Source organism: Streptantibioticus parmotrematis (genome assembly GCF_019890615.1).
GTDB lineage: Bacteria > Actinomycetota > Actinomycetes > Streptomycetales > Streptomycetaceae > Streptantibioticus_D > Streptantibioticus_D parmotrematis.
The window spans coordinates 139,709-161,392 of record NZ_JAINVZ010000013.1 but is presented as its reverse complement, the minus strand read 5'-3'; the positions used below and the strand labels follow the sequence as shown (position 1 = coordinate 161,392).

Here is a 21,684-nt window from a genome sequence, read left to right as displayed (position 1 = left end):
TACTCAAGGACCGGCGGTTCACCAGCGAACCGGCATCGTGCGGAAGCCGCGCATCACCTGGTCCTTCCACTTGACTTCCCCGGCCGACCGGAGGCCAGGGAGCGCACGCAGGAGGGCACCAATCGACTCCTGCAGTTCGACGCGGGCCAGCGACATCCCCACGCAGTGATGCGGGCCGTGCCCGAAGGCCAAATGGCACTTGGGCCGTCGGTCGATGCAGAACTCACCGGGGTTCTCGAAGACCCCGGTGTCCCTGTTGCACGCGCCCAGCGACACGATCACCGGCTCGCCCTCGGCGATGACAGTCTCGCCTACCGCCGTGCAGCGCGTAACGCGGCATCGTTCCGGCGCCAGCCATCAAGGGCACGAACCTGAGTAGTTTCTCCACCGCGACCGGGATCTTCTCTGGATGAGTGACCAGCTCAGCCCACCACCCGCGCCGCTCCAGAAGAAAGCGCGTGAAGCTGGGAATCTGCGTGGAGGTGGCTTCGTAGCCGGCGAACAGGAGCGTGATCACCACCTGCACAAGTTCGTCTCCGGACAGTCGGTCATCCTGGTCCTGGCCTCTATGAGGTCGCTCAACAGGTCGTCAGCCGGATCCGCACGCCGCCGGTCCGTCAGACCCGTGATGTAGGCGTGCAGCGCTCGGGACTGCGCGGTCGTCTCCGTGGCGGACAGCACACTGGTCGACAGGTGCGAGCCGCTCCAGACACGAAACCGCCCGCGGTCTTCCTCCGGAACTCCCAGGAGATCGGATATAACACCCAAGGTGAGTGGCAGCGCGAAATCTTCGACCAGATCCGCTGGGGGGCCAGCGCCCTTCATCGCGTTGATGAGCTCCTCGGCGAGCGCGCGGATCCGCGGCCTAAGCCCTTCAACCCGCCCCTACGGTAAACGCCTTGGCGATCAGGGAGCGCAGCCGGCTGTGATCAGGCGGATCGATCGCCAGCAGACCCGCTTCATTCGGCGAGTCAGACTGCCGCGGGATGTCCCGGCCTCTCGCGGCGGCCCGGCTGAAGCGAGAATCTCCCAGGACGAACCGGGCCTGTGCGTACTCGGTGATCAGCCAGGCGGGTTCGCCGAACGGAAGCCGGACCTTCGGCAGCTGCCGGGAGCCGCGAAGCTGGTCGTACTTCCCCGAGACGGTCAGGGTGCGTGGATCATTGAACGGGTAGTCCAATGTTGCGTCGGTCATGGGCACTCCAGATCTTCCGCGGTGGAACACGAACCGGAGAGGTGGTCCACGGCACCAGTGGCGAGGGCCATGAGAGCCGCGGGTCGGCTGGGTAGGTGTCCCGGGTGGTAGGCGACCACGCTCACGTCGGTGCCGGTGAGTTCTCGGGCCACGTCAGCGGCCGTTTCGGTATCTGGTGTGATGAGGCGGCCCCAGCCCGCTGCGGCCATTCTCGACGCCATCGCGCGGAGGAGTCCTGTGTGCGCGGTATCGATGAAGACATCGATGCCGCCGAACGTCGCGTAAGCGGTATCCGCCCATGACCCCGCGCTGCCGGTGTCGACCACGGTCGAGGCGATCAAGCCCGGTGCGCCGCGCAGCTGCCCGGTGACCTCAGCCAGGCTGATCTCCTCCTCTCCGGTGATCAGCACGTATGCGCCCGCTCCAACCAGCTCGGCGGCGACGTGCCGCCAAGGACCTGTCGAACCAGCAGTGACGATCACCCGAAGCGGCGCGGGACGAGCCGGCTTGCCCATGGCTGAGCGTGGGATCTCGCGGACCCGCTCAATACGCCGGATCCGTTTGTGCGCAGCGACTCTGGCGGCGACGTATGCGGCGATCTCACGGAGTGAAACGTCCCGAGAGGCCACGACGAACGCCTTGGGCAGTTCGCCAACAGCGCTGTCGGGTTCGCCGATCACCATCGCGTCCACCACGGCGGGATGGGCCAGCAGGAGCGCCTCGAGCTCAGCAGGGGCCACTTGGTGCCCCTTGTACTTGATCAGCGACTTGACTCTGCCCACGATCCGCAGGTATCCGCGGGAGTCTTGGATTGCGAGGTCTCCCGTACGGAACCAGCCGTCGCGATCCCACGCGGAAGGGCCAGGGTCCTCTAGGTAGCCGGGGGTGATCTGCGGACCCCGGACCCACAGCTCTCCGGCCTGGCCGGGTGCGAGAGGTTCACCGGTCCCCGGATCCGCGAAGCGCGCTTCCGTCCCCGGTAGTACAACCCCGATGGATCCCACAGGCCCCGGTTGGCTGTCTGGGGTGAAGGACACACACCCTGCCTCGGTCATGCCGAATCCTTGCACCATGGGGGTCCGCGTGCGCCGACTGCATTCGGTCGCCGCCGACGCTGCCAACGGGCCGCCCCCCGACACGATCAAGCGGAGTCCCGGCAGGTCCGGGAGCGAGGGCAGGTCGGCGAGTTCGACGATGACGCTGGGCACCAGGTAGGCAACGGCCACATGATGCTCGCGGATGGCATCGAGCAGCTCGGTGAGATGGAAACGCGCCGCGGTGATGACGAGGGTGCCGCCGGCCCGAAGAACCGGGTTCATGGCCATCTGCATGCCGTATATGTGCCGCAGCGGTCCGACGCACGTCACCGCTTCTCCGTCGCCGACGCGGTGGACACTCGCGATCTGCGCCAGTCCGGCCGTCAGGTTGCGATGGGTCAGAACGACCTTCTTCGGCAGTCCCTGGGTGCCGCTCGAGGACATCAGCACTGCGCGGCGGTGGCCCCCCGGGGCGTACCCGGCCGCGTCCCGCGGCGCGATCACCTCCGACCAGGTCGGTACCTCCTTCCCGCACTGGCCTATGTGGACGTCGCCTTTGGGCGAGCGGGGCGGACAGGGCCAGAGCGCGGTCTCCACCACGAGCACTTGTGCACGGCACAAGGCCAGTTCCGCCTTCCAACCGGTTTCGGTACCCCGGGGGTCAAGGCACAGTACGACCCCACCGGCTGCCAGCACGCCGTAGTAGGCGATCACGAACTCCGAACTGGTTTCGGTCAGGACGGCCACAACGTCGTCCTGACGCAACCCGATGTCCCTCAGGTGTCCGGCCAGGCCGTGCACAGCCGACTTCAGTGCCTGGTAAGTCCATTCGCGTGGGCGGCCGCCGCGGGACCGATCCACGACGGCGAGCCGGTCTCCCCCGGCGGACGCTCGTCCGAGTACGTACTCGGACAACCCCATGTCGCCCGGGTCGTCGAACGACGGGCGGAAAACCCTCACGTCCGGTTCGGCTGCCGCACGGGGCGGCTGGGAGGTCATGCCGGTCAGAACTTCTTGCGGGCGACGGTGAGACCGTCGGCGATGGTCAGCAGCACCGATTCAACCCGGTCGTCCGCCAGGACATGTGCATTAAACTCCCGGATTGCCCGGGCGTTGCCCACGGCGTCCGGGGAGACAGCGTCGCCGTAGTAAAGAACGTTGTCGACGAGCAATAGCCCGCCTGGCCGGATCCGGGGCACCAGCAGCTCCCAGTATTCGACGTAGCCGACCTTGTCCGCGTCAATGAAGGCCAAGTCAATGGTCGGTTCCGTCGGCAGTGCGCGCAAGGTGTCCGCAGCCCGCCCCAGCTTCAGCTCTATCCGGTCGGCCACCCCCGCCTCTCTCCATGCCTCCTGCGCGACCGCGGTCCACTCGTCGGACAGGTCGCAGGTCAGCACCTGCCCCTCCGGGCCGAGCCCAGCTGCCAACGCGAGCGTCGAGTAGCCAGTGAAGGTGCCGACTTCGACGATCCTGCTGGCCCCGATCGACCGGGCCAGCAGGGTGAGAAACTGGCCCTGCTCCGGGGGAATCTGCATCTCGAACGCTTGGCCCAACGCACGCGTCCGATCGATCAACCAGCGCTGCGTCGGCGACAGCGGCCCGGCCTGCTGCTGGACGTAGTCGATGAGTTCGGGGGAGACCGGCACGGCTTTCATCGCGTCCGCCGTGAATACCGCCTGCTCTTGCTCGGTCATACCGCACAGCCCTTCCTCGTGGGTTAGTTGCCGGGTGATGCTGACAAGGCGTTCGAACTTGCCGCGCAGGCCCATCTGGAACCGGTCGAGGTCGGCTCGCCCGTGTCGAGTGGTGACCGGTTGTGCGGCCAGGTCGGAGAGGATCAGATCAGTGCGCTCGATCATCTGCGTGCGGAAGTCGACGGAGCAGGTGCTGACCCGACGTGTGCTGAAGAACAAGTCGAAGAGAGCGCGCTCGTCGTCGGTCGGGGGGACGCCGGCCTTTCCCGAGTCACGCAGAAGCGAATTGCCAGTGGGCACAAGCCGCTTGGCGACCGACATGTGCACCAGCCTGTTGAACTGGACGGCGACGGCGAGCCGCGTGCCACGGTTGCGCGACAAGGGCGGACCGAGCAACGTCCGAACCAGTTCGTAGTCCCGCGACCAGGTACCGCTGAAGGCAGAGTGGCACGACATCATGCGCGGCCGGATCGCATCCGCGTACACCTGAGACGTGCAGGACCCCGAGTAGAGCAGAAGCGCGGAGTACACGTCGAACAGCTCCGCAGCGAGGTCGGCTCCCGCCAGCGCGCCGGACAGTGACCCGCAGATCAGGCGCCACACCCCGAACGACACATGGTGACCGAGCAGCCAGCGGTACCAAGCGTGCCCCTCGGCCGTCGTGGTACCAGGTTCGGGCGCTGAGGCACGGGCTCCCGCCCTGTCCCCCGAATGTCGGCAGGCGAATCCATCACACTCAGCCAACGGTTCCTCCGGCATGGGCAGCCGCAGTACGGCCAGATCGCCCCCTGAACCGATGGCGGACGGTCCGGATCTTCGCGTGGTCGTTTCCGTCACGTCAGGCCTCTCGCACGACCCGGTCCAGGACATCGGCGGCGGCGCGAACATCGGCGTCCAGAGGGCGATCCTCAGCGATCGGCGTGACCAGGTCAGCCAGTGCGGCGACAAGTTCGGCACACCGAGGAGCCGATGCCCCACCGGGTTTCAAGTACGCCGCCTGCCGCAGAGCGACGGCTAGGCTGCCATGCAGTATCCGCAGCGACTTCGCCTGGTGCAGCGCTGTCAAGGCGGCCTGCGTGCCGAACGGGATCACGTCTTGGTTGTGCAGGTTCGTCGGCACGCTCTGCGTGCTCGCGGGGACGCAATGGCGGCGCATCGAGACGACCGTCGCGGTGGCGGCGAGCTGGACGCCCTGGACCCCGTGGTGCTCACCCGCCAGAGGGGTGAGCATGGGTGGCAGGCCAGCGTTGCGGTGCGGGTCCACCAGTAGGTCCAGCTGCCGCTCGGCCAGGTTGCCGAGCTGCGTGGCGACCATCGAGAGCAGGTCGGCGGCGAACGCGGTCGGCTGGCCGAAGAAGTTGCCACCATGGGCGACCAAGTCCTCGTCGGCGAAGAACAGCGGGTTGTCGCTGACGCCTTCGAGGTCGTACTGCACCACCTGGCCGGCCCAGTCCACCGCGGAACGCGCGGCCCCCAGCAGCTGCGGGACGCACCGCACACTGTACGGCTCCTGCAGCGAGCGGGTACCCGACGGAACGCTGCCCTCGAGCCAACTTGTCAGCCCCTGCCCGACCTGTCGGACTGCCGGATGCCCATAGGCTGCCAGCAGCGGCGGGAGCAGGAACGCCGGCGCCGCGCCGAGCAGGTCGGTGAGCAAAGCGCTCAGAGCGATGGCGACTTCATGTGAACGCTGCAGCGACGCCACCGCCAGGCCGCCGGCGGCACTGGTCACCGATGTGCCGTTGACCAGGGAGAGCGCGTCCCGGCCGGTGAAGACAAGAGAGCTCAGCCCGACCGCGGCCAGCGCCCGGGCCGCGGGCATTCGCTCGCCACCCACATAGGCGTCGCCAACCCCGCGCAGGCTCTGCGCCACATAGGCCAACGGCACCAAGTCACCGCTGGCACCCACCGATCCCAGCGTCGGTACTGCCGGAGTGAAGGCGGTTGCCAGGGCCGCACGCAACGCCTCGATGGCGGCGGGCGAGATGCCGGACAGACCGCATGAGAGGGACCGAAGACGGATCAACATGGCCGCCCGTACGACGGGCAGCGGCAGGTCGGGGCCCTGGCCGGCGGTGAGATGCTGCAAGGCGTTGTCGCACTGGTCTTCCTGGGCCGTCCGGCCGTGAAAGTCCACCAGCGGCCCGAACCCGGTCGTGGCCCCATACACCGGCTGGCCGCCCTCGGCCAGAATCTTCTGGACGAACGCGTGGCCACGCTCCACCTGCGCCATCATGGCATCGGGTATCAGCACTTCGATGGGCTGAGCGGCGCGCTCGAGCATCTCCATCGTGAGCGTCGCGTCAAGACTCAGACTGCTGAGCAAGGAAGACATGCCTGCCCCTTAGCCGTTGGTTGGCATTATCAAATACTCACTCTGCTCATCTGGTCGGCCAGCACTGAGCGAGCAGCACCGCGGCACGCAATTTTGTCGATCCCGATCGCTGCGGTCAAGCCCAAATTCGATGCAATCGAGGTGAGTTGACGGGCTGACTTATGGACCGCCATGAGGCATAGTTCGCTGCGAAAGGTCGACCGCAGCACGGACTCGATCGCCAGCCATACTTGAGTTCAGGGGCGCGGACTTCGCTGGCGAGCTCAAACGACACCCACTATGCGTTTGCTCACTCAGCCCACCTGCGCAGACTCCAGGCAGTGACGATCAACGACCTAGTGATCGCTTACGCGCGTTCGGGGAAGACCGTCGCACCCGCCAGCCGCTCTCGTCGATGGCCACAACGCTTCTTGGTGACACTTCCTCAGGTCACGCCATGACCACTTGAACTGTTCCACGACCGCGATGGCAGATGGTCGGGGAAAAATACCTTCCGGTGGCAGAGTTTCCGTTCATGGCTGCGCGAAGAGAAGCACTTATCAGCTGAATGAAATCACCACGGCGAGTGCGTTGGGGCGCCCGGCCAGTGAGGCAGGTTCACCACATACTGGACAGCGCATTCCGTCGCCCTCCCTCGTCCCTCCTGGACGACACGGCGGCGCCGGTTATGGTCCCCTTTCACACCGCAGAGGAGCAACGCCAGGGAGGGCCTGAAGGCTAGGTGGTTTCGTTTGGATCAGCTGGCTGACCACAGGAAGATCCCTGCAATGTGTAGTCCGGCCAGGTAGATGGTGGCGGTCTTCTCATAGCGGGTGGCGATCCCTCGCCATTGCTTGAGGCGGTTGATGCACCGCTCGACGGTGTTGCGCTGCTTGTAGGTCTCGCGGTCGAAGGCCGGTGGCCTGCCGCCCCGGCTCCCGCGCCGCAGTCGATGACCGCGTTGGTCCGCCGGAACGGGGATCACCGCTCGGATGCCTCGCTTGCGCAGATGGTCGCGGATCGCGCGGGACGAATAGGCCTTGTCGGCCAGGACCACGTCCGGCCTGGTGCGGGGTCGACCCCGCGGTCGGGGGACGCGCAGGCGGGCCATGACGTCCGTGAAGGCGGGCGCGTCCCCCGCCTGCCCAGCGGTGAGATGGAAGGCCAGCGGCCGGCAGCGGTCGTCGGCGGCAAGATGGATCTTCGTGGTCAGTCCGCCGCGGGACCGGCCGATGGCGTGGTCGTCGGGTTCGCCCGCCGGGGCCCCTTTTTGCGGGCTCCCGCCGCGTGCTGGTGCGCCCGCACGATCGTGGAGTCCACCGATACGGCCCAGTTGAGGTCCTCGTCGGCGTCGGCCTGGGCCATCAGAGCGGTGAACACCCGCTCCCAGGTGCCGTCGACGGCCCACATCCGCGCCGGTTGTAGACGCCCCGCCAGTTGCCGTACCTCTCGGGCAGGTGAACCCACTGGGTTCCGCTCTGAAACTTGAAAGCGATCGCGTCGATCACCACTCGATGGCTACGCCACCGGCCACCCCGCCTCGGTGTCCGGTCCGGGAGCAACGGCTCGATCCGCGCCCACTGCGCATCAGTCAACGGCACAACCGGAACAACGACCAGCTGATCTAAGCGAAACTGCCTAGATCCATGATCGGGTGCGGGGCCACAACGACCGACCATGAGCTTCATCTCGCCTCCTGTACAAGCCAGCCACTGCCAGTCCTTGAGGGCTGGGCGAGGGGCGTGCAGCCACCGTCCCCCATAGAGATACGGACGGCATCGCCACTCGGTTCTATGCCGCGGCGGCCTGGTTCTTCCGGCCCCCTCATTGAACCCAACCGCACCGAGGCCCGTACCTCGTCAGGGCCACGACGACGTACCGGAACCGACGGAGGACACCCGTGAAAGCCTCGCACGAGGACGATCCGCAGCCCACGGAGCCGGTGGAACCGGTGATCCGCAAAGCCATCGCCATGTCTGATGTCCAGTTCGCAGCCGGGGCGCCCCTCGTGCCGTCGGCCGTACCCGCCTCCGAGGTCAACGACCGGACCGCCGTTCGGACGCCAGGGGCTGAAAGGGGCAGGGCGGGGGCCGATCCGGACCCCACGGCTGAGGACGATCCACCCACACTCGCCGTGCCCGTGCCCGTGATCCCGCCCCCGCCCACGGCTCGTCCTTCACTTCGTCGAGCCCCGCTACTGGCCACGATGGCGATCATCGGTTCGGCGCTCATCGCGGCTCCGTTCCTGTTTGCGAATGGCGGGTTAGACCACCACGCACGAGCCGCCTCCGGTGCGGCGGCGTCTCGGGCGGCGGCCGGCGCGTTACCGGGCGACGGGTCGCCGACGCCCCCGTCACCGACTGCCTCCGCGTCCCTGTCGTCCGCACAGCCATCGACCCACTTGACGCGTGCGGTCGATCCCCGGCCGACTGACCACCTGTCGTCCGTCGGCCATGACAACCCGAGCGCGTACGCCGGTCCGGCCCCCACCGGCTCCTGGCAACTCAACGCGGCCTGGGGCCCGGGGGACAGCACGGGACGTCACAGCGGACAGGCCTGCGGCGTGGCGTTCTCCGCCGACATGGGCGGATCCTTCAACGGTAAGAACAGCGCGGTCACCACCTCTGGCCCCGACCTCGCCACCGGCCCAGGCTCCAGCTTTACCGTCTCCGCCTGGGTGTCCTTGTCCAGCACGTATGCGTTCGCCACTGCCGTCAGCCAGGACGGGTCGATGAACAGCGGGTTCTACCTGCAGTATTCCGTCGTCGACCAACGCTGGGCGTTCTCCAGGGTAGCGAGCGACTCCGCCGACCCCGCCAGCAGCAGGGCGCTGTCCACCAGCCGTCCCGTTCTCAACCACTGGACACACTTGGTCGGCGTCTACGACTTTGCCGCCGAGCGTCTTTCGTTGTACGTCGACGGACGGTTGGAGGGTGAATCCGTCGCTGCCACGCCGTACGCCACTGGAGGCGACTTCGTCATCGGTCGGGGCCAGTACGACGGCCGGCCGGCGGACTGGTTTCCCGGCCGTATCGGGCACGTTGAAGTGTTCTCCAGCGCGCTGAGCGCCACCGCCGTCAGCCGGCTCTGACTGGTCAGCAGGACACTACTGTCCCCTCCTCCGCGAGAGCAGTCGGTGGACCGGGGACGAGAGTCCGGTCAGTCGTGGACGGGCACGCCTGCTCACCACCCGGAGGCCATGACTAACGAGAGCACCATGGTCTTGGCGGCGTTCTGATTGCTCTTGCCGTGGTCGACGACCTCACCCAGGGTCCGCAACCGCACTCCGGGACTGACGGTGGAGCCTCGCTCGGCGAGCAGCGGCCGCAGCTCGCCGATGGCGCAGGTGATGGTGTGTCGCGCGCCCAGACTGGTACGACCGCGCAGATGGAGTCGGGCCGCTCTCCCTGCGGATCGCCCGCGCCGAATCCGACGCCGCGAGCGGGTGACCAATCTGGTCAGCACGATCCGGACACATCACGATCCGGGCGGCGGACGAGGTGCCCTCCATCCTGCTCGACCGCTCGCGGCTCAAGTGGCTGGAGGACTGGAGGTACGAGGCCCGGCTGCAGTTCGGTCTTGCCCGCCCCGTCGCCCTCCACTACCCATGCTGACGTCGGCGAGTGACTGCCCCGAACCGCGATCCGACGCACTGGACGCTGATGGGTTCACACAACAGCTGGAAGCGGACCTGGAGGACCCCTTGGCGGTATGGTCTTCACCCGGCGCCATCGGCAGCGTGGTTCACCGTGGTCGACCACAACGGCCCACAGCTCACCCGTATTGCCGCGGCGACTTCGTGTTTCTTTGTCTTTGGTCCTAGCTGTCGCCTTCAAGCCAAGTGTCTGGATATCGTCTTAGCATGACAGGGGGATCAGTCTTGTTCGTGGGCCGCGACGAGGAAGTGGTCTTGCTGCGCAAGGCGGTGGCGGACGTCGCCGCGGGGCGCGGCCGCGCGCTTCTCGTCGAGGGCGAGCCGGGGATCGGCAAATCGGCGCTGCTGGCGGCGGGCCTGGCACGAGCGGTGGACGCGGGTTGCGTGGTGCTTCACGGTGTGTGCGACGCGCTCGGTCAGCGCTTCCCATTGTCGGTGATGAAGGAAGCTCTGGGCATAGACGAGGGGTCCTCGGACCCACGGCGCGCCGCTGCTGCCACGGCGCTCTCCAGCTCCGTGGAAGCCGGAGCGTGGGGCGTCGCCGGCGACCCGGTAATGGCCGCGGTGGAAAGAGTGCTCGGTCTGGTGGACCGGCTCACGGCGGACGGCCCGCTGGTCCTGATCGTCGAGGACCTGCACTGGCTGGACGAGGCCAGCGTCATCCTGTGGCGCGGCATGTGCCGCGCGGCGACCCAGTCGCCATTGCTGCTGGTCGGCTCATACCGGCCCACGGCTGGACTCACGACAATTGAGCAGGTGCGCAGGGTTGTGCTGGAAACCGGAGGTCTGGTGATCCCCCTGCACCCTCTGCCGCCGAGCTGCGTAACGACGATGGCATCCGACATCCTCGGGGCCGAGCCCGGTATCGCTCTGACGGAGCAGCTTCGACTTGCGTCGGGAAACCCCCTGTATGTCAGGGAGTTGCTGGACGCCCTGAGACGGGCTGATGCCGTCCATCTCGTCGCCGGTCGCGCGGAGTTGCGGACCGGCGCCGCGCCGGTCGCCATCGTGTCGCTGGCCGGGGTGATCGCCGACCGGCTGGACTTCTTGTCCGGTGAGGTCCGCGACGTGCTACGCACCGCGGCACTGCTGGGACCGGACTTCTCCGTGACGGACCTGGCAGCGATCGTGGGGCGGCCGGTGCCCGAGTTGGTCCCTGTTTTGGAGGGCGCGATCGCGGTGGGCGTGGTGGAACCGTACCGGCGAAGGCTACGCTTCCGACACGGCTTGTTGCGACAGACGCTGTACGAGGCGATGCCAACAGCCGTGCGTTCAGCGATGTACCGCCATGCCGCGCAGGTCCTGTTCCGTGGCGGTGCCTCTGTCGAGCGGGTAGCGCAGTTGGTACTCAACATTCCCGAAGAGGCGGACGGCTGGGAGTTGGACTGGATCGCTGAGAACGCGGTCGCGCTCACCCACCGCTCCCCCGGCATCACGTCCGAGCTGCTGGAACGGGCGTTGCGTCAACTGCGTGAGTCTGACCCGCGGTATGCGGTGTTGGAGGACCAACTGGGCGTGGTGGCCTACCTGCTGGGCAGGTGGGATCAGGCCGAAAGACTCGCTCGGCTGGCGAGGGTGCGCGCGATGGGCGATCCTGAGCGGCTCTGCCGCGCCGACTGGCTACTGGGACGAAGCCTTCAGCGCATGGGCCGAAGCTCCGAGGCGTTGGAGGCCCTCACAGCCGCGGTCACGGAACCTGGTAGGCCACCCGCATGGCTCGCCCGGCTCAACGCGCTACGGTCGAGTTCCCTGCGCGCGCGGTTGCAGGTGGACGAGGCAGAGATGGTCGCTCTCAATGCGCTGGACACCGCCGAGCGCACAACCGACCCTGTGGGCATGGCCTTCGCGCTCCATTCGCTCTCCATGCAGCGTGTCACGGCCTCCGATCTCGAGGCTGGCCTCGCGTATGTGGACCGCGCTCTGGCGGTCTCGGCCGGCCACGACGACCTGGCGGACCTGCACCTGCAGATGCTCGGCAACCGGTTCACCATGCTCACCGATCTGGACAGGTTGCCGGAGGCCACGGAGGGTGCACGGCAGGCCTTGGCCTTGGCGGAACGTATTGGCAACATCCCGCGCCTGGACGATCTCCGGGTACAGGCCGCCTCGGTGATCTCCTACCCCCAGGGTAGATGGGACGACGCCCTCACCGACCTCGAGCTGGCTTCGGAGGTGCCCGCGGGGTCGATGATGGGGATCATCAGGTGCAGCCACCTGGCACTGATTGCCGCTCACCGGGACGACGGTGCTGAAGCGGCCCGACAGGTGGAGATGTTGGCCCGCGTCAAAGCAGGGGCGGCTAAACTGGGACCGGAGATCATGGTGCGGGCGGCACAGGCCGCGCAGGCGGAGAGATCGGGGCGGCCCGACCTCGGCGTCGAGGAACTACGGCCGCTACTAGCACCGGACAGCGATGCGGCGACGCTCGAACGTGGATCTTTCCTTCCCGCCTTGACTCGGTTGGCGACAAGTATCCAGGACTCAGGTACGGCCCATGCCGCAGTCGAAGTGGCGGAATGCGAGGACGACTTCTCCTCGACTCCTCAGGGGGCCGCAGTCGCCCTTTGGTGCCGGGGGCTGCTCGACAGGACCCCGGAAGCCATCGAGGGTGCGGCCGCTTACTATCGGAGGAGCGGGCGCACGGCGATGCTGGGGTTCGTTCTAGAGGACGCCGCCGAATCCTGGGCCGCGACAGGTGAGCACGACAAGGCTCGCCCTCTGCTGGCCGAAGCCCTGGGCATCTACTCGAATCTCGGTGCCATCTGGACGGTGCGCCGGGCGATGGCCCGGCTGCGCGTACACGGAGTACGGCCGGGTGTGCGGGGCATGCGGCAGCGACCCACAACAGGCTGGCAGGCCCTGACCGACAGTGAACTGCGCATCGCGGAACTGGTGGCAAAGGGATGGTCCAACCCCGACATCGCCGGACAACTGATGCTTTCGCGGCGCACGGTCGAGACACACGTGTCGCACATCCTCGCCAAGCTGCGGATCACGTCTCGCCGGGAGGTGGCGCGCCTCGTCGGGGAGACGGACTAACGAACTCACGGGGCCCCGACTGCTCGGCCGCATGCGGGCCCCGCCTCCCCGATTTGGCGCTCCTCTCCTACTCGTGGATCCAGACTGTGGTCTGCAAGCCGCTCGGACGTGTCAGCTCGACCAGCGGTGTGAAGTCGAACTTCCGGTGCAAATTCGTACTGGCCGTGTTCAGCGGCACCCGAGCGGACTCGCTGATTACGGGGGCCGAACGGTCGAGAGCGAGCATCGAGGACATCATTCGGCTGCCCACGCCTCGATGTGCCCACTCAGGAGCGATGCACATCTGTTCAAACAGCATGTACGCGTCGAGATGTCGGGCAAGCTCGGCATGCAGCCATGGCTCAAAGTGGCGTCGCTCGCAGCTGTAGCCGATGAAGAAGCCAGCGAGTTCGTCCTCATGAATGGCAACGAAGAACAGCTCCGCCTCGCTCAGGAACAACTCGTAGTCGCGTCGCCCCCACCCGGCCATCAAGAATCCCTGATCGGTGACAACGCCAGCTCCTGGGCGCAGTTGCCACCGATCCGCCAATTCCACGATCGCCGGTAGGTGGTCGGTCGTCGCGGGACTGATACGCGGCTCCCGTAGGTAGTCGTCCATCTCAAGCTCCCATCGGGGCGGGGTCAGCGGGCCGGACTCAGTAGTGGGAGAACGTCGACTCGTCGAGATCGTGGCGCTCCGGTCCTTCAAGTGCCGGTGTGAACACGCAGATAGCGCGTAGGCCCTTCTCAGCATCGGCGACGATGGTGTGGGCGTCGTTCTTGTCAAGTGCGTACATCACCCCGGGCTCGATCACGTGAGTGCGGCCTTCGCTGTCGATGAGTTCGGCTCGTCCTTCCAGGCAGTACACCGCCTCCAGATGGCGGGAATATTCCATCTTCGAGACGGTACCGGGGCGCGCGGTCGTGTCGGCGACGGTGAATCCCATGCCGTCGGCGGCGAGCAGGAGCCGACGGCTGACCCCACTGCCCCACTCGACGCTCTTCGCCTCGGACAGGCTGCGGATGATCATCTGAGTCCTCCTTGGCACTGGGTATACCCAGTCGTTCATTGATAGAGATGCTTGTACCGGTGATACCTGCGGCGTGACGCGAAGTACTCCCAACTCGTCCACTGAGTGATGAGCTTGCGTCCGGCCCGCGGGTCGTAGGCGCCCCGGCCGTGCAGCAGGCGGCCATTGCGGAGAAGCACGCATTGGCCCGCTTCGAGCTGTAGTCGGAGCTGGTTCGCAGGGTTCTTCAAACAACCGAAGAACGCGTGGTAGGCGGCGTAGTACAGTTCCACGTCGTCTGGCGCAATCCGCCAGTTGCAGGCATGGGAATGACCGAAGAAGACTCCGGAGACCGAGCCGTCCTCGCCAAGCTCCAGCACAGGGCGCCTGCGCTGGTGGAAGAGATGGTGGTCCCCGTAGAATTGCTGGAAGTTGATCGGAGTGCGCACCAGCATCTCAAAGTACCGTGGATTTTTGGATCGGAAGCGCTCCGCGACCTGGAAACCGTCGACGAACACCGATTCACCCCCACCGGGGTCTTGTGCTTCACAGAGCATGAATTGCAGCAAGGGCGGTGAGTGCATGTGCGCGGAAAAGTCCGTGTGGACACTCAGTTCGGCCCCGCTGAGAGCTAGGTCATCAGCGTCGCGCACCGCCTCGACGGCGACCACGCGGCCGAACTCGGTCACGAATGGCGGCCCTACCTTTGTCGCGAACGCGTCGAGCTCCTCGGAAGTCACGTTCGCGAGGAAGGCGATGCCGAACCGGACCAGATCATCAGCCCACGGTCCCCCTTCCGGATCACAGTCCTGGATCTCATGCCAAGCAGGCGGACTGGTCAGCCATGTCGTGGCATCCCAGGGCTCCATTGACTTATCCCCACGACTCGCCGGCTGGTCGTGAGCGTGTACCGACAGCCATTCGAGAGGGAAGACACTCCTGTGTTCGGGCGTCCCCACCCAGTCCACCACAAGGGTCCCATCCGTCACTTCCCAACGCCGGGCCGTCGGCAGACCGGGAAGTCGCCCGAGGTCCAGTAGCTTCTGGAAACTCGCCGGTTCGCGGCATTCGGGGCACAGGCAGTTGTCCCGCAGCCACAGAGGATGGAAGCGATGATCCCCGACCTCGATCAGTGTGCTCACCACTCTACTTCCTCCATTCCTTATGGACTCGCACTCAAATCGGTAGCTTCATTCCAAGGCCCGTCGCTTGCGCCACTTGCCACACTTGGTGGGCGAACGCGACGTCAAGTATTCCCATACCGAAGGGATTACTGAGGATGATTTGTTCCACGCTGGTACGGCCGGGGTGCTCAGCCGTGAGTATCTGAGCCATGGTGGCGTCCACCCGACGACCTCGCGGCGATTGGTTGACGTCCGCGGGGCCGGTGACGCGAGCGGCACGATACATCCGTCCCAGCAGCCGCTGGTTGTCATTGCGCACCAGCTCCCAGTCGTCCACGACCACGAGATCTGCGCGTTCGACCACCTCGGGGGTGACGTCATCGAGCGAGACGTGGGCGATGAGCGTTCCCGGACGCAGCCATCCGAACTCAAGATAGGAGGCGTCGGCTGTCGTGACGGTCACGACGACGTCCGCCCCTTCGACCGCGGCACGCGCGCTACTCACGCCGTCAGCCTGCACACCGCTTTCGGCCAATCGCGATGCCATTTGGTCGCGGCGATGGCCATCGATGTCGTGTATCAGGAACCGACTGCCGGGCAGGCGCTGGGAGAGCAACTGAACGTGGGCCTCACCAAGGGCGCCGCAGCCGATGATCGCGATGCGGGAGGCGGAGGAGGCCAGGTGGTCGATCGACAATGCCGTATAGGCCGCCGTACGCAGTGCGCTGAGGTAGGCGGCCTCCATCATGACCAACGGCCACGCAGTATCGAGGTCAAAAAGGAACGTCAGGCCCTGCGCGCGCGCGATGCCGCGGCGGGTGTTCCCCAGGCTGCCATTGATGATCTTGAGGCCGACGACTGGATCGGTTCCCCACAGGGCCCCGGGCAAGGCCAGGCTTCGGGCTCGTTCGCCCTCGGACGTCTCCCAGCCCAGGTAGGCTTCCGCCGGCAGCGTCGTACGTCTCAGCCCGTGAAGCTCCAGGGCCTCGTGGACGACTTGGACCGGATCGAATTGCGCACAGGCCGTCACGACGTCCGCACGTGTCAGGTAGCGCAATGGAACCTCGGATGTGTGCTCAAGGGCTGACATCCCGCTCCTCCTTGGCGAGTGCGAACTCTAGCCCCGCTCTGCGGGAACTGGCCATGGCCGCGGTCACGGCGCCGAGCCGTGCCTTGGACTTGAGCCATCTGTCGCTGTACACCGTGTCCCGATATCGAATCGCGCCGTCGGGGCACAGAAGTACGGGACAGCGGAATGGTCGTAGTCGACGCCGTGCATCGGCTACGAAGGCCGAAAGCACCGCGCCGCTTGAACCACCCAGCGCGAGCCCGGTGTCTTCGGCGAGGATCCGGCACAGGGCGATCGCTTCGACTTCGGACACACGGGCAAAGTCGTCGTAGTGATGGGGTCGCAGAAACGACGAGGCCCGCGTAGCGCCAATACCGGTGAGCAATTGGGGTGAGTGGCCGTCCGGTGCGATGGCGTGTGAGCCCGCCACGTCGACGGCGACAAGCCGGGCGCCCGGAGCGTCGGCCCTCAGTCGTTCGCTGATACCTGCGAGAGTCCCTCCTGTACTGACCGCCACGAACAAGGCATCCAGGAGACCGCCTGTCTGACGTACGATCTCCACACCGGTCATGTCGCGGTGCACGTGCGGGTTGGCCGGAGCGCCGTACTGATTGGTCCAACGTGTGCCACGCGACTCGCACATCTCCCGAACCGTCCGCAGCCTGGACAAGAGATAGCCGCCGCGTTCGTCTAGATCGTGTACGGTGATCACCTCCGCGCCAGCTGAACTCATGGCACGGCACAGGTGGGAGGGCAGGCGCGGGTCGACGACAGCAACGAAATGACAGTCGAGTTCAGCACAAAGGTGTGCGAGCGCCAGTCCCAAATTCCCGGAGGTTGACTCTACGACGGTCGTTCCCGGAACTAGCGGACGTTGATGATCAAGAGCACGCAGAAGCGCCAATGCCGTTCGAAACTTCACGGATCCAGTGGGATTGAAGCATTCGAGTTTGAGCCACAACGACATCCGCCGTGACCCCAGCTTCATGTCGAGACGCCGCAAAGGAGTGTCGGTCTCGGCCCGTCGGGGCCATGAGTAGGTGAATTCCTCAGGTTTTGCAACGATGACACCGGTCGGCGACATGAACATTACCCCCTCATGCGGGAGAACAGAACTCCGAACGAATGGCTATGTGTTTTCGTGCAGGGGCGCGCGGCCTGAATACCGCTCACCCCGGCACCCATAGCTTCTGCGAACAAGTCACTCGGGGCGCTGCCCTGGACGGCATCACTGGCCACTGCACGAGTCCACGGAACAGGAAGCAGGGCACAGCGGACGCAATCAACAGATGTTGGGAGCGGGCACCGGACGGCCCGGCTCTTCGAACAGTGAGAGCAGCAGCTCCCCTTCGAGGTGCTCCAACGACTCCACCTGTCGAAAGGCTCAGGGTCGCACAGCAGTGATGCTTGCGACGCAGACTCGCTCACGAGGAAGCGCCTCCTCGAAGATCCAACCTGCTGGGGCGGCGCGCCACACGCAATTACACTCTGGCCGACCAATTGAGCTTCGTCACGGCCGACCCACCACGGCGGACCCTTCGCCTCTCGGACTCAGGAGCCGCCCGTCCCTATAACCGATGCCGCGTTACACGCATACCGCTGACACCCCCGCGTCAAGTGGTGTTCCAGCGGAACTTGGAGGGCTCCGGAAATTCCGAGTTGGTTCCGGCCGATACACCTGAGTTTAACCGGAGTTTGCGTGATGCACCAGGGTTTCACTCGAGCGGTGGAATCGCCACCCCTCCCCGCTTACAACCGTCACCGATGGTGGCGCGTCAAGGGGAGTGTTGCCGCTGGGTAGGCCCGCTCAGCCTCAGGTGGATCACTGTGCTGTTCACGGTGTTACCCGTGTAAAGAGGTCGCGTGCGCCCACCGGGCTGGTTGATCCCGCCGGGCTGGAGGGCGTTGAGCTCGTGCCTACGAACCCCGCCTCGGGGTAACTCTGCTCGGATTGGTGGTGTTGCGCTTTCCCGTCCCGATGTAGCCGTCGCGAATCGAGACGCTCACGAGGCCGGCGGGCCACTGGCGCGGCAAGACCATCGAACTCACAGCGAGCGCCTACACGAACTCAAGCCGTTGCAGTAGCTGTGCGCCGCCAGGGTAGCGCTCCGCGGTCAGGTGCCGCGTGCCCTGCAGGTTCCCGTTGATCACAGCGCGCAGCACGGTCAGCAGGTCGGGGACCTGCTGACCCGCGTGACGGTCCCCCGCGAGGTCGTGCCCGCGGGTTCGAAAGCCTTCGACAAGGGCACCATGGTGGTTCATCGCTTCGGATACCGCTCGTTCCCGTGAGCCCAGCACGCGTTCGCGGAGCAGAATGGTGTTGATGGCAACAAGGCCTCCCCGCGCTGCTTCGGTCACTTCGGCAAGTGCGGCGTCCGCCTGCAAGGACCCGAGGTCGTTGACGATAGTGACGATGCGTATGGCAAGTTCAAGCAACTCGGCACGGGCAGCGAGGAGTTTCGCCGGGGTGCTGATACGTGCCAAAGACATCCAGCACGCCACCATGCAGGACACGAAGATCGTCTCCCGGCGCAGAACGTGGTACTCCTCAGGCGTCACGTCGCGGATGTCCAACGTCTGCTCGTGGCGCATGCTCGACGCCCACGCGCGAACCGTGGTGTGAAACCACCTGGTCTCACAACCACGAGCGTGGAGGTCCTCCAGCACGGAGGCCAGGCAGGCGGTCGGCTCGTTGGCCTGCGGATCACCGCCTGTTGCGAGAAGGCGATCGAACTCGGTGAGTTGACCGGGCAGACCGTCGTCGACCAGGAAGAACAGCAACGCGCACTTGGCCGAGATGAAGACCTCATCAGGCGTCGCCTGCTCCGGCGCGCAGAAGGCGCTGAAGACAGCTGCCACGTAGCACTGGGATCTGTGCCCTGCCGCATCTTGAGGACACGTGCAGTTCGCGTTCGACCACGCATGCAATTGTTCGAACAGTCGCCTGTCGGTGACACCGGCGAATTCGTACCCGTGCCCCTCAGCGGCAGCGGCCCCCACCGCGATCGCGTCATCGTTCATATGGCTGTCTCCATCGTCGTGGGTACCTGGGCTCTGGTGCGCGTCCGTCCCGGCCTACGTCCTCGGGTCATTCAACGCTCGAACCGCGAAGAGCGTGGTGAGGAGGGGGGACCCGAAATGAACGGCGAACCTTCCCATGCGGTAGTACGGCGCGGCGGGCCAGGAGCCGTCCGGGCGCTGGCAGCGCAGAAGCAGATCCCGTGCCTCGTCGAGCCGAACGGCCGGAACCCCAGCCGTCTGCCCGGCAATGACCCAAAGGGCCAGCGATAGGGGGTTTTGGGGGACGCCGCCGACAGGTCGCTCGGTCAGCCGGTGCCGTAAGAGATCTCCCAGCGACCGCATGTATGCGGGGAACCTGTCACAGAGCCGCGATACGGCGAAAAGCAGAGCATGGGGATCAGGGTAGTAGCGGGTTCCGGAGAGATAGGCGGCCGAGGTGAGCTGAGTGGCAACGTAACTGCACGTCGCGTCAAGCACCTTCGTCCACTCTCCGCGCGAGCCGTTCAGCTGAGCAAGCGAGATGGTGTACAAGGCGTTCGCGCACGCCACGGGATCATGCTTGCGGCCTCTGGGTGGGGCTGGAGCGGACTCCGCATCCTCCCAGTAGACCATGATCACACCGGACTGCGGCCGGGAGCCGGACCTGCTGCCGCCGTGCTCCGAACCTGCGGCGTCGCATGCTGCGGCGGACAACAAGTCCTGGGCCGTACGCCGTAGCTCTGGCAGCGTCAGGCGGCCATGCTCGTACAGCGCGGCGGCCGACAGTGCGGTGCAGTCGGTGTCGGGGGCGAATTGCGGGCTGTCCAGGAAGTAGTTGTATCTGTAGCGGTGACGGCAAGCCGCGACCAGGCTCGCGAAGGTGTCGAGTAGCGCACGCGGCATCGCTGCTTCAGCACGCTCCGCCAGAACGAGGCCGATCATGGCAGTGAACCCGTCAGCGCTGAAGTCGAAGCCTGGGTCAGTTCCGGTGAGTTGCCTTACAGCCTGCCTGATCGACGGTCTGGGGATGACGCTGCGGAACTCGGTGTCCAGGGCAGCCTGGACCGAGAAGCGCTCGGCGGCGTCTTCGGCACCACGGGCCATGTGCTCCAGATAGGCCTGTGCCCGTTCGAGCCCTGAGGACCCTGTGGTGGAGTGCTGGCGAACTGGGCGCATATCAGGCGATCCTTCTCAGCGTCGCCCTGGAGTTGCGAGGGCTCAGGACGAAGGAGACGGAAGAGCGCGGTTCGCTACCGCGGGACCCCAGCTCCCACGTCGGCACGATGCGAGCCAGGGCCAGCAGCAACTCGGTCATCCCGAACACCTCCCCTATGCATTTGCGTGGACCGGAGCCGAAGGGCATCAGGGCATCGCGTATCCGGCTGGTCATACCGGGCTCCGCCCATCGATCCGGATCGAACCGTCCAGCGTCGGGGAACATGTCTTCGCGCTGGTGGAGGACATAAGGGCTCAACAGGATCGCGGAACCTGCTTTGACGGTGTGGCCGGCGAGTTCGGTGTCCGCTGTGACGTTTCTGGTCAGCAACCACACCGGCGGGTGCAGCCGCAGGCTCTCGGCCGCCACCTGAGCCATGTACTTCAGTCTGGGCAGGTCGGCCAGGCTGACGCGCTCGCCACCGAGCTCGGCGGCGAGCTCGCTTCGCAGGCGCTGGTACACCTCGGGTCGGCGCATCATCTCGGTCAGCGTCCACGCCAGTGAGGCCGCAGTCGTGTCCATGGCCGCCAGGAAAAAGACCGTGACCTCGTCATGTACGTCGGTGTTGCTCACCGCCGTACGGCCCTGGACGCCTGCCTGCTGCTCGGACTCGGCCTTGAGGAGTACCGACAGCATGTCTCCGCGATCCACGTCGTGCCGACGGTACTCGTCTATGATCTCGTCGACCACGGCCCGGAGGCGGGCGTTCGCTCGGTTGTAACGAAGATTACCCAAGGTGGGAATCCGGTTCAGAGCAGACGGCGTGATAATCCGCCGAAAGACGCCCTCCATGATCGTGATGGAGTCGCGCAGTGCCCGCTTGAGCAGCCAGTCAGGCTGCATGTACGAGAACATGGTCAGGAGACCGACCCTGGACGTGATCAGCTTCGATTGTTCGTAGAGGTCGATCGATTCCCCCTCTCGCCATGAGCCCATCACTGCGTCGACCTGGTCGAGTATCACCTCCGCGTAGGCGGGGAACCGGGCGTGGTGAAACGCCGGCTGCACCATCCGCCTGCGCGGCCTGTGCTCGGCATGCTCCATCACCACCATCGCCCGATGCCCCGTCACCTCCTTGATGAGGTCGAACATCGGACCGCCCTTGTCGAAGACACGATCGTTACGGAACACCTGCCGGGCGATGTCCGGGTTGCAGACCGCGATAGTCCTGAACGGCCCGAGTCGGACCTGCAGCAAGTCCCCCGCGTTGGCCATCGAGGACAGGAAGCGCAGCGGATGGCGAGCAAGTGCAGCGCTGTGGCCTATGAAAGGAAGAGCCCCGGGAGCATTCGGGATGGTCCCCGCGGGAGAGGCGGTGTTCGATGTCACTGGCTTCTGCCTTCCGACATTCC

At 65.9% G+C, this 21,684-nt stretch carries 15 protein-coding genes and 1 pseudogene; 2 read left to right on the top strand and 14 right to left on the bottom strand.

Annotation, left to right across the window (positions count from 1 at the left end; all coding sequences use genetic code 11):
* Positions 1-18: 18 nt before the first annotated feature.
* The 6 genes and pseudogenes from K7472_RS33495 to K7472_RS19520 form a co-directional block, all read right to left on the bottom strand.
* Entirely contained in the window at positions 19-282 is a 264-nt protein-coding gene (locus K7472_RS33495; RefSeq protein WP_308013990.1) for a cytochrome P450, read from the bottom strand.
* A 592-nt stretch (positions 283-874) separates the two neighbouring features.
* Entirely contained in the window at positions 875-1,195 is a 321-nt protein-coding gene (locus K7472_RS33490; protein ID WP_308013989.1) for a cytochrome P450 family protein, read from the bottom strand.
* The gene (locus tag K7472_RS19535; RefSeq protein WP_222979787.1) at positions 1,192-3,231 is read right to left on the bottom strand and encodes an AMP-binding protein; all 2,040 of its coding nucleotides are present in this window, start codon (positions 3,229-3,231) and stop codon (positions 1,192-1,194) included. The genes K7472_RS33490 and K7472_RS19535 overlap by 4 nt, the downstream gene beginning before the upstream one ends.
* Before the next feature lie 5 nt (positions 3,232-3,236).
* Positions 3,237-4,685, bottom strand: coding sequence for an O-methyltransferase (locus tag K7472_RS33485; RefSeq protein WP_504740133.1), 1,449 nt, complete (start codon positions 4,683-4,685; stop codon positions 3,237-3,239).
* Positions 4,686-4,764: 79 nt separating this feature from the next.
* Complete coding sequence (locus K7472_RS19525) at positions 4,765-6,261, bottom strand: HAL/PAL/TAL family ammonia-lyase (protein WP_222979786.1); 1,497 nt, start codon at positions 6,259-6,261, stop codon at positions 4,765-4,767.
* A gap of 736 nt (positions 6,262-6,997) precedes the next feature.
* Positions 6,998-7,919: pseudogene (locus K7472_RS19520) on the bottom strand (IS5 family transposase).
* 884 nt (positions 7,920-8,803) lie between these two features.
* Between K7472_RS19520 and K7472_RS19515 the strand changes: the two are divergent.
* Both K7472_RS19515 and K7472_RS19510 read left to right on the top strand, forming a co-directional pair.
* A complete protein-coding gene (locus K7472_RS19515; protein WP_222979785.1) occupies positions 8,804-9,331 on the top strand; it encodes a LamG domain-containing protein in 528 nt (175 codons plus the stop codon).
* A gap of 795 nt (positions 9,332-10,126) precedes the next feature.
* Positions 10,127-12,934: a helix-turn-helix transcriptional regulator gene (locus K7472_RS19510; protein WP_222979784.1), complete on the top strand. Its 2,808-nt coding sequence runs from the start codon at positions 10,127-10,129 to the stop codon at positions 12,932-12,934.
* A 67-nt stretch (positions 12,935-13,001) separates the two neighbouring features.
* Here K7472_RS19510 and K7472_RS19505 read toward each other — a convergent pair whose 3' ends face one another.
* The 8 genes from K7472_RS19505 to K7472_RS19470 all read right to left on the bottom strand — a co-directional run bounded on the left by K7472_RS19505 (position 13,002) and on the right by K7472_RS19470 (position 21,661).
* Positions 13,002-13,532, bottom strand: coding sequence for a GNAT family N-acetyltransferase (locus tag K7472_RS19505; protein WP_222979783.1), 531 nt, complete (start codon positions 13,530-13,532; stop codon positions 13,002-13,004).
* A gap of 37 nt (positions 13,533-13,569) precedes the next feature.
* Positions 13,570-13,944, bottom strand: coding sequence for an ectoine synthase (locus K7472_RS19500; protein ID WP_222979782.1), 375 nt, complete (start codon positions 13,942-13,944; stop codon positions 13,570-13,572).
* A gap of 35 nt (positions 13,945-13,979) precedes the next feature.
* Positions 13,980-15,065, bottom strand: a complete 1,086-nt coding sequence (locus K7472_RS19495) for a TauD/TfdA family dioxygenase (protein WP_222979781.1) — start codon at positions 15,063-15,065, stop codon at positions 13,980-13,982.
* A 34-nt stretch (positions 15,066-15,099) separates the two neighbouring features.
* Positions 15,100-16,137 carry an ornithine cyclodeaminase family protein gene (locus K7472_RS19490; protein ID WP_222979780.1) on the bottom strand — a complete coding sequence of 346 codons (1,038 nt, stop codon included), beginning with the start codon at positions 16,135-16,137 and terminating at the stop codon, positions 15,100-15,102.
* A complete protein-coding gene (locus tag K7472_RS19485) occupies positions 16,124-17,206 on the bottom strand; it encodes a pyridoxal-phosphate dependent enzyme (RefSeq protein ID WP_222979779.1) in 1,083 nt (360 codons plus the stop codon). Before K7472_RS19485 ends, K7472_RS19490 begins: the two co-directional genes overlap by 14 nt.
* Before the next feature lie 968 nt (positions 17,207-18,174).
* Positions 18,175-19,137 carry a terpene synthase family protein gene (locus tag K7472_RS19480; RefSeq protein WP_222979778.1) on the bottom strand — a complete coding sequence of 321 codons (963 nt, stop codon included), beginning with the start codon at positions 19,135-19,137 and terminating at the stop codon, positions 18,175-18,177.
* 54 nt (positions 19,138-19,191) lie between these two features.
* The gene (locus K7472_RS19475; RefSeq protein WP_222979777.1) at positions 19,192-20,292 is read right to left on the bottom strand and encodes a hypothetical protein; all 1,101 of its coding nucleotides are present in this window, start codon (positions 20,290-20,292) and stop codon (positions 19,192-19,194) included.
* 1 nt (position 20,293) lies between these two features.
* Positions 20,294-21,661 carry a cytochrome P450 gene (locus K7472_RS19470; RefSeq protein WP_222979776.1) on the bottom strand — a complete coding sequence of 456 codons (1,368 nt, stop codon included), beginning with the start codon at positions 21,659-21,661 and terminating at the stop codon, positions 20,294-20,296.
* Between the last annotated feature and the right edge of the window lie 23 nt (positions 21,662-21,684).

Bases quoted from the DNA above. Each gene is read 5' to 3' on its own strand.
- K7472_RS33490 (WP_308013989.1), bottom strand. From the start codon at position 1,195: ATGACCGACGCAACATTGGACTACCCGTTCAATGATCCACGCACCCTG.
- K7472_RS19535 (WP_222979787.1), bottom strand. From the start codon at position 3,231: ATGACCTCCCAGCCGCCCCGTGCGGCAGCCGAACCGGACGTGAGGGTT.
- K7472_RS33485 (WP_504740133.1), bottom strand. From the start codon at position 4,685: ATGCCGGAGGAACCGTTGGCTGAGTGTGATGGATTCGCCTGCCGACAT.
- K7472_RS19525 (WP_222979786.1), bottom strand. From the start codon at position 6,261: ATGTCTTCCTTGCTCAGCAGTCTGAGTCTTGACGCGACGCTCACGATG.
- K7472_RS19505 (WP_222979783.1), bottom strand. From the start codon at position 13,532: ATGGACGACTACCTACGGGAGCCGCGTATCAGTCCCGCGACGACCGAC.
- K7472_RS19500 (WP_222979782.1), bottom strand. From the start codon at position 13,944: ATGATCATCCGCAGCCTGTCCGAGGCGAAGAGCGTCGAGTGGGGCAGT.
- K7472_RS19490 (WP_222979780.1), bottom strand. From the start codon at position 16,137: ATGTCAGCCCTTGAGCACACATCCGAGGTTCCATTGCGCTACCTGACA.
- K7472_RS19485 (WP_222979779.1), bottom strand. From the start codon at position 17,206: ATGTTCATGTCGCCGACCGGTGTCATCGTTGCAAAACCTGAGGAATTC.
- K7472_RS19480 (WP_222979778.1), bottom strand. From the start codon at position 19,137: ATGAACGATGACGCGATCGCGGTGGGGGCCGCTGCCGCTGAGGGGCAC.
- K7472_RS19475 (WP_222979777.1), bottom strand. From the start codon at position 20,292: ATGCGCCCAGTTCGCCAGCACTCCACCACAGGGTCCTCAGGGCTCGAA.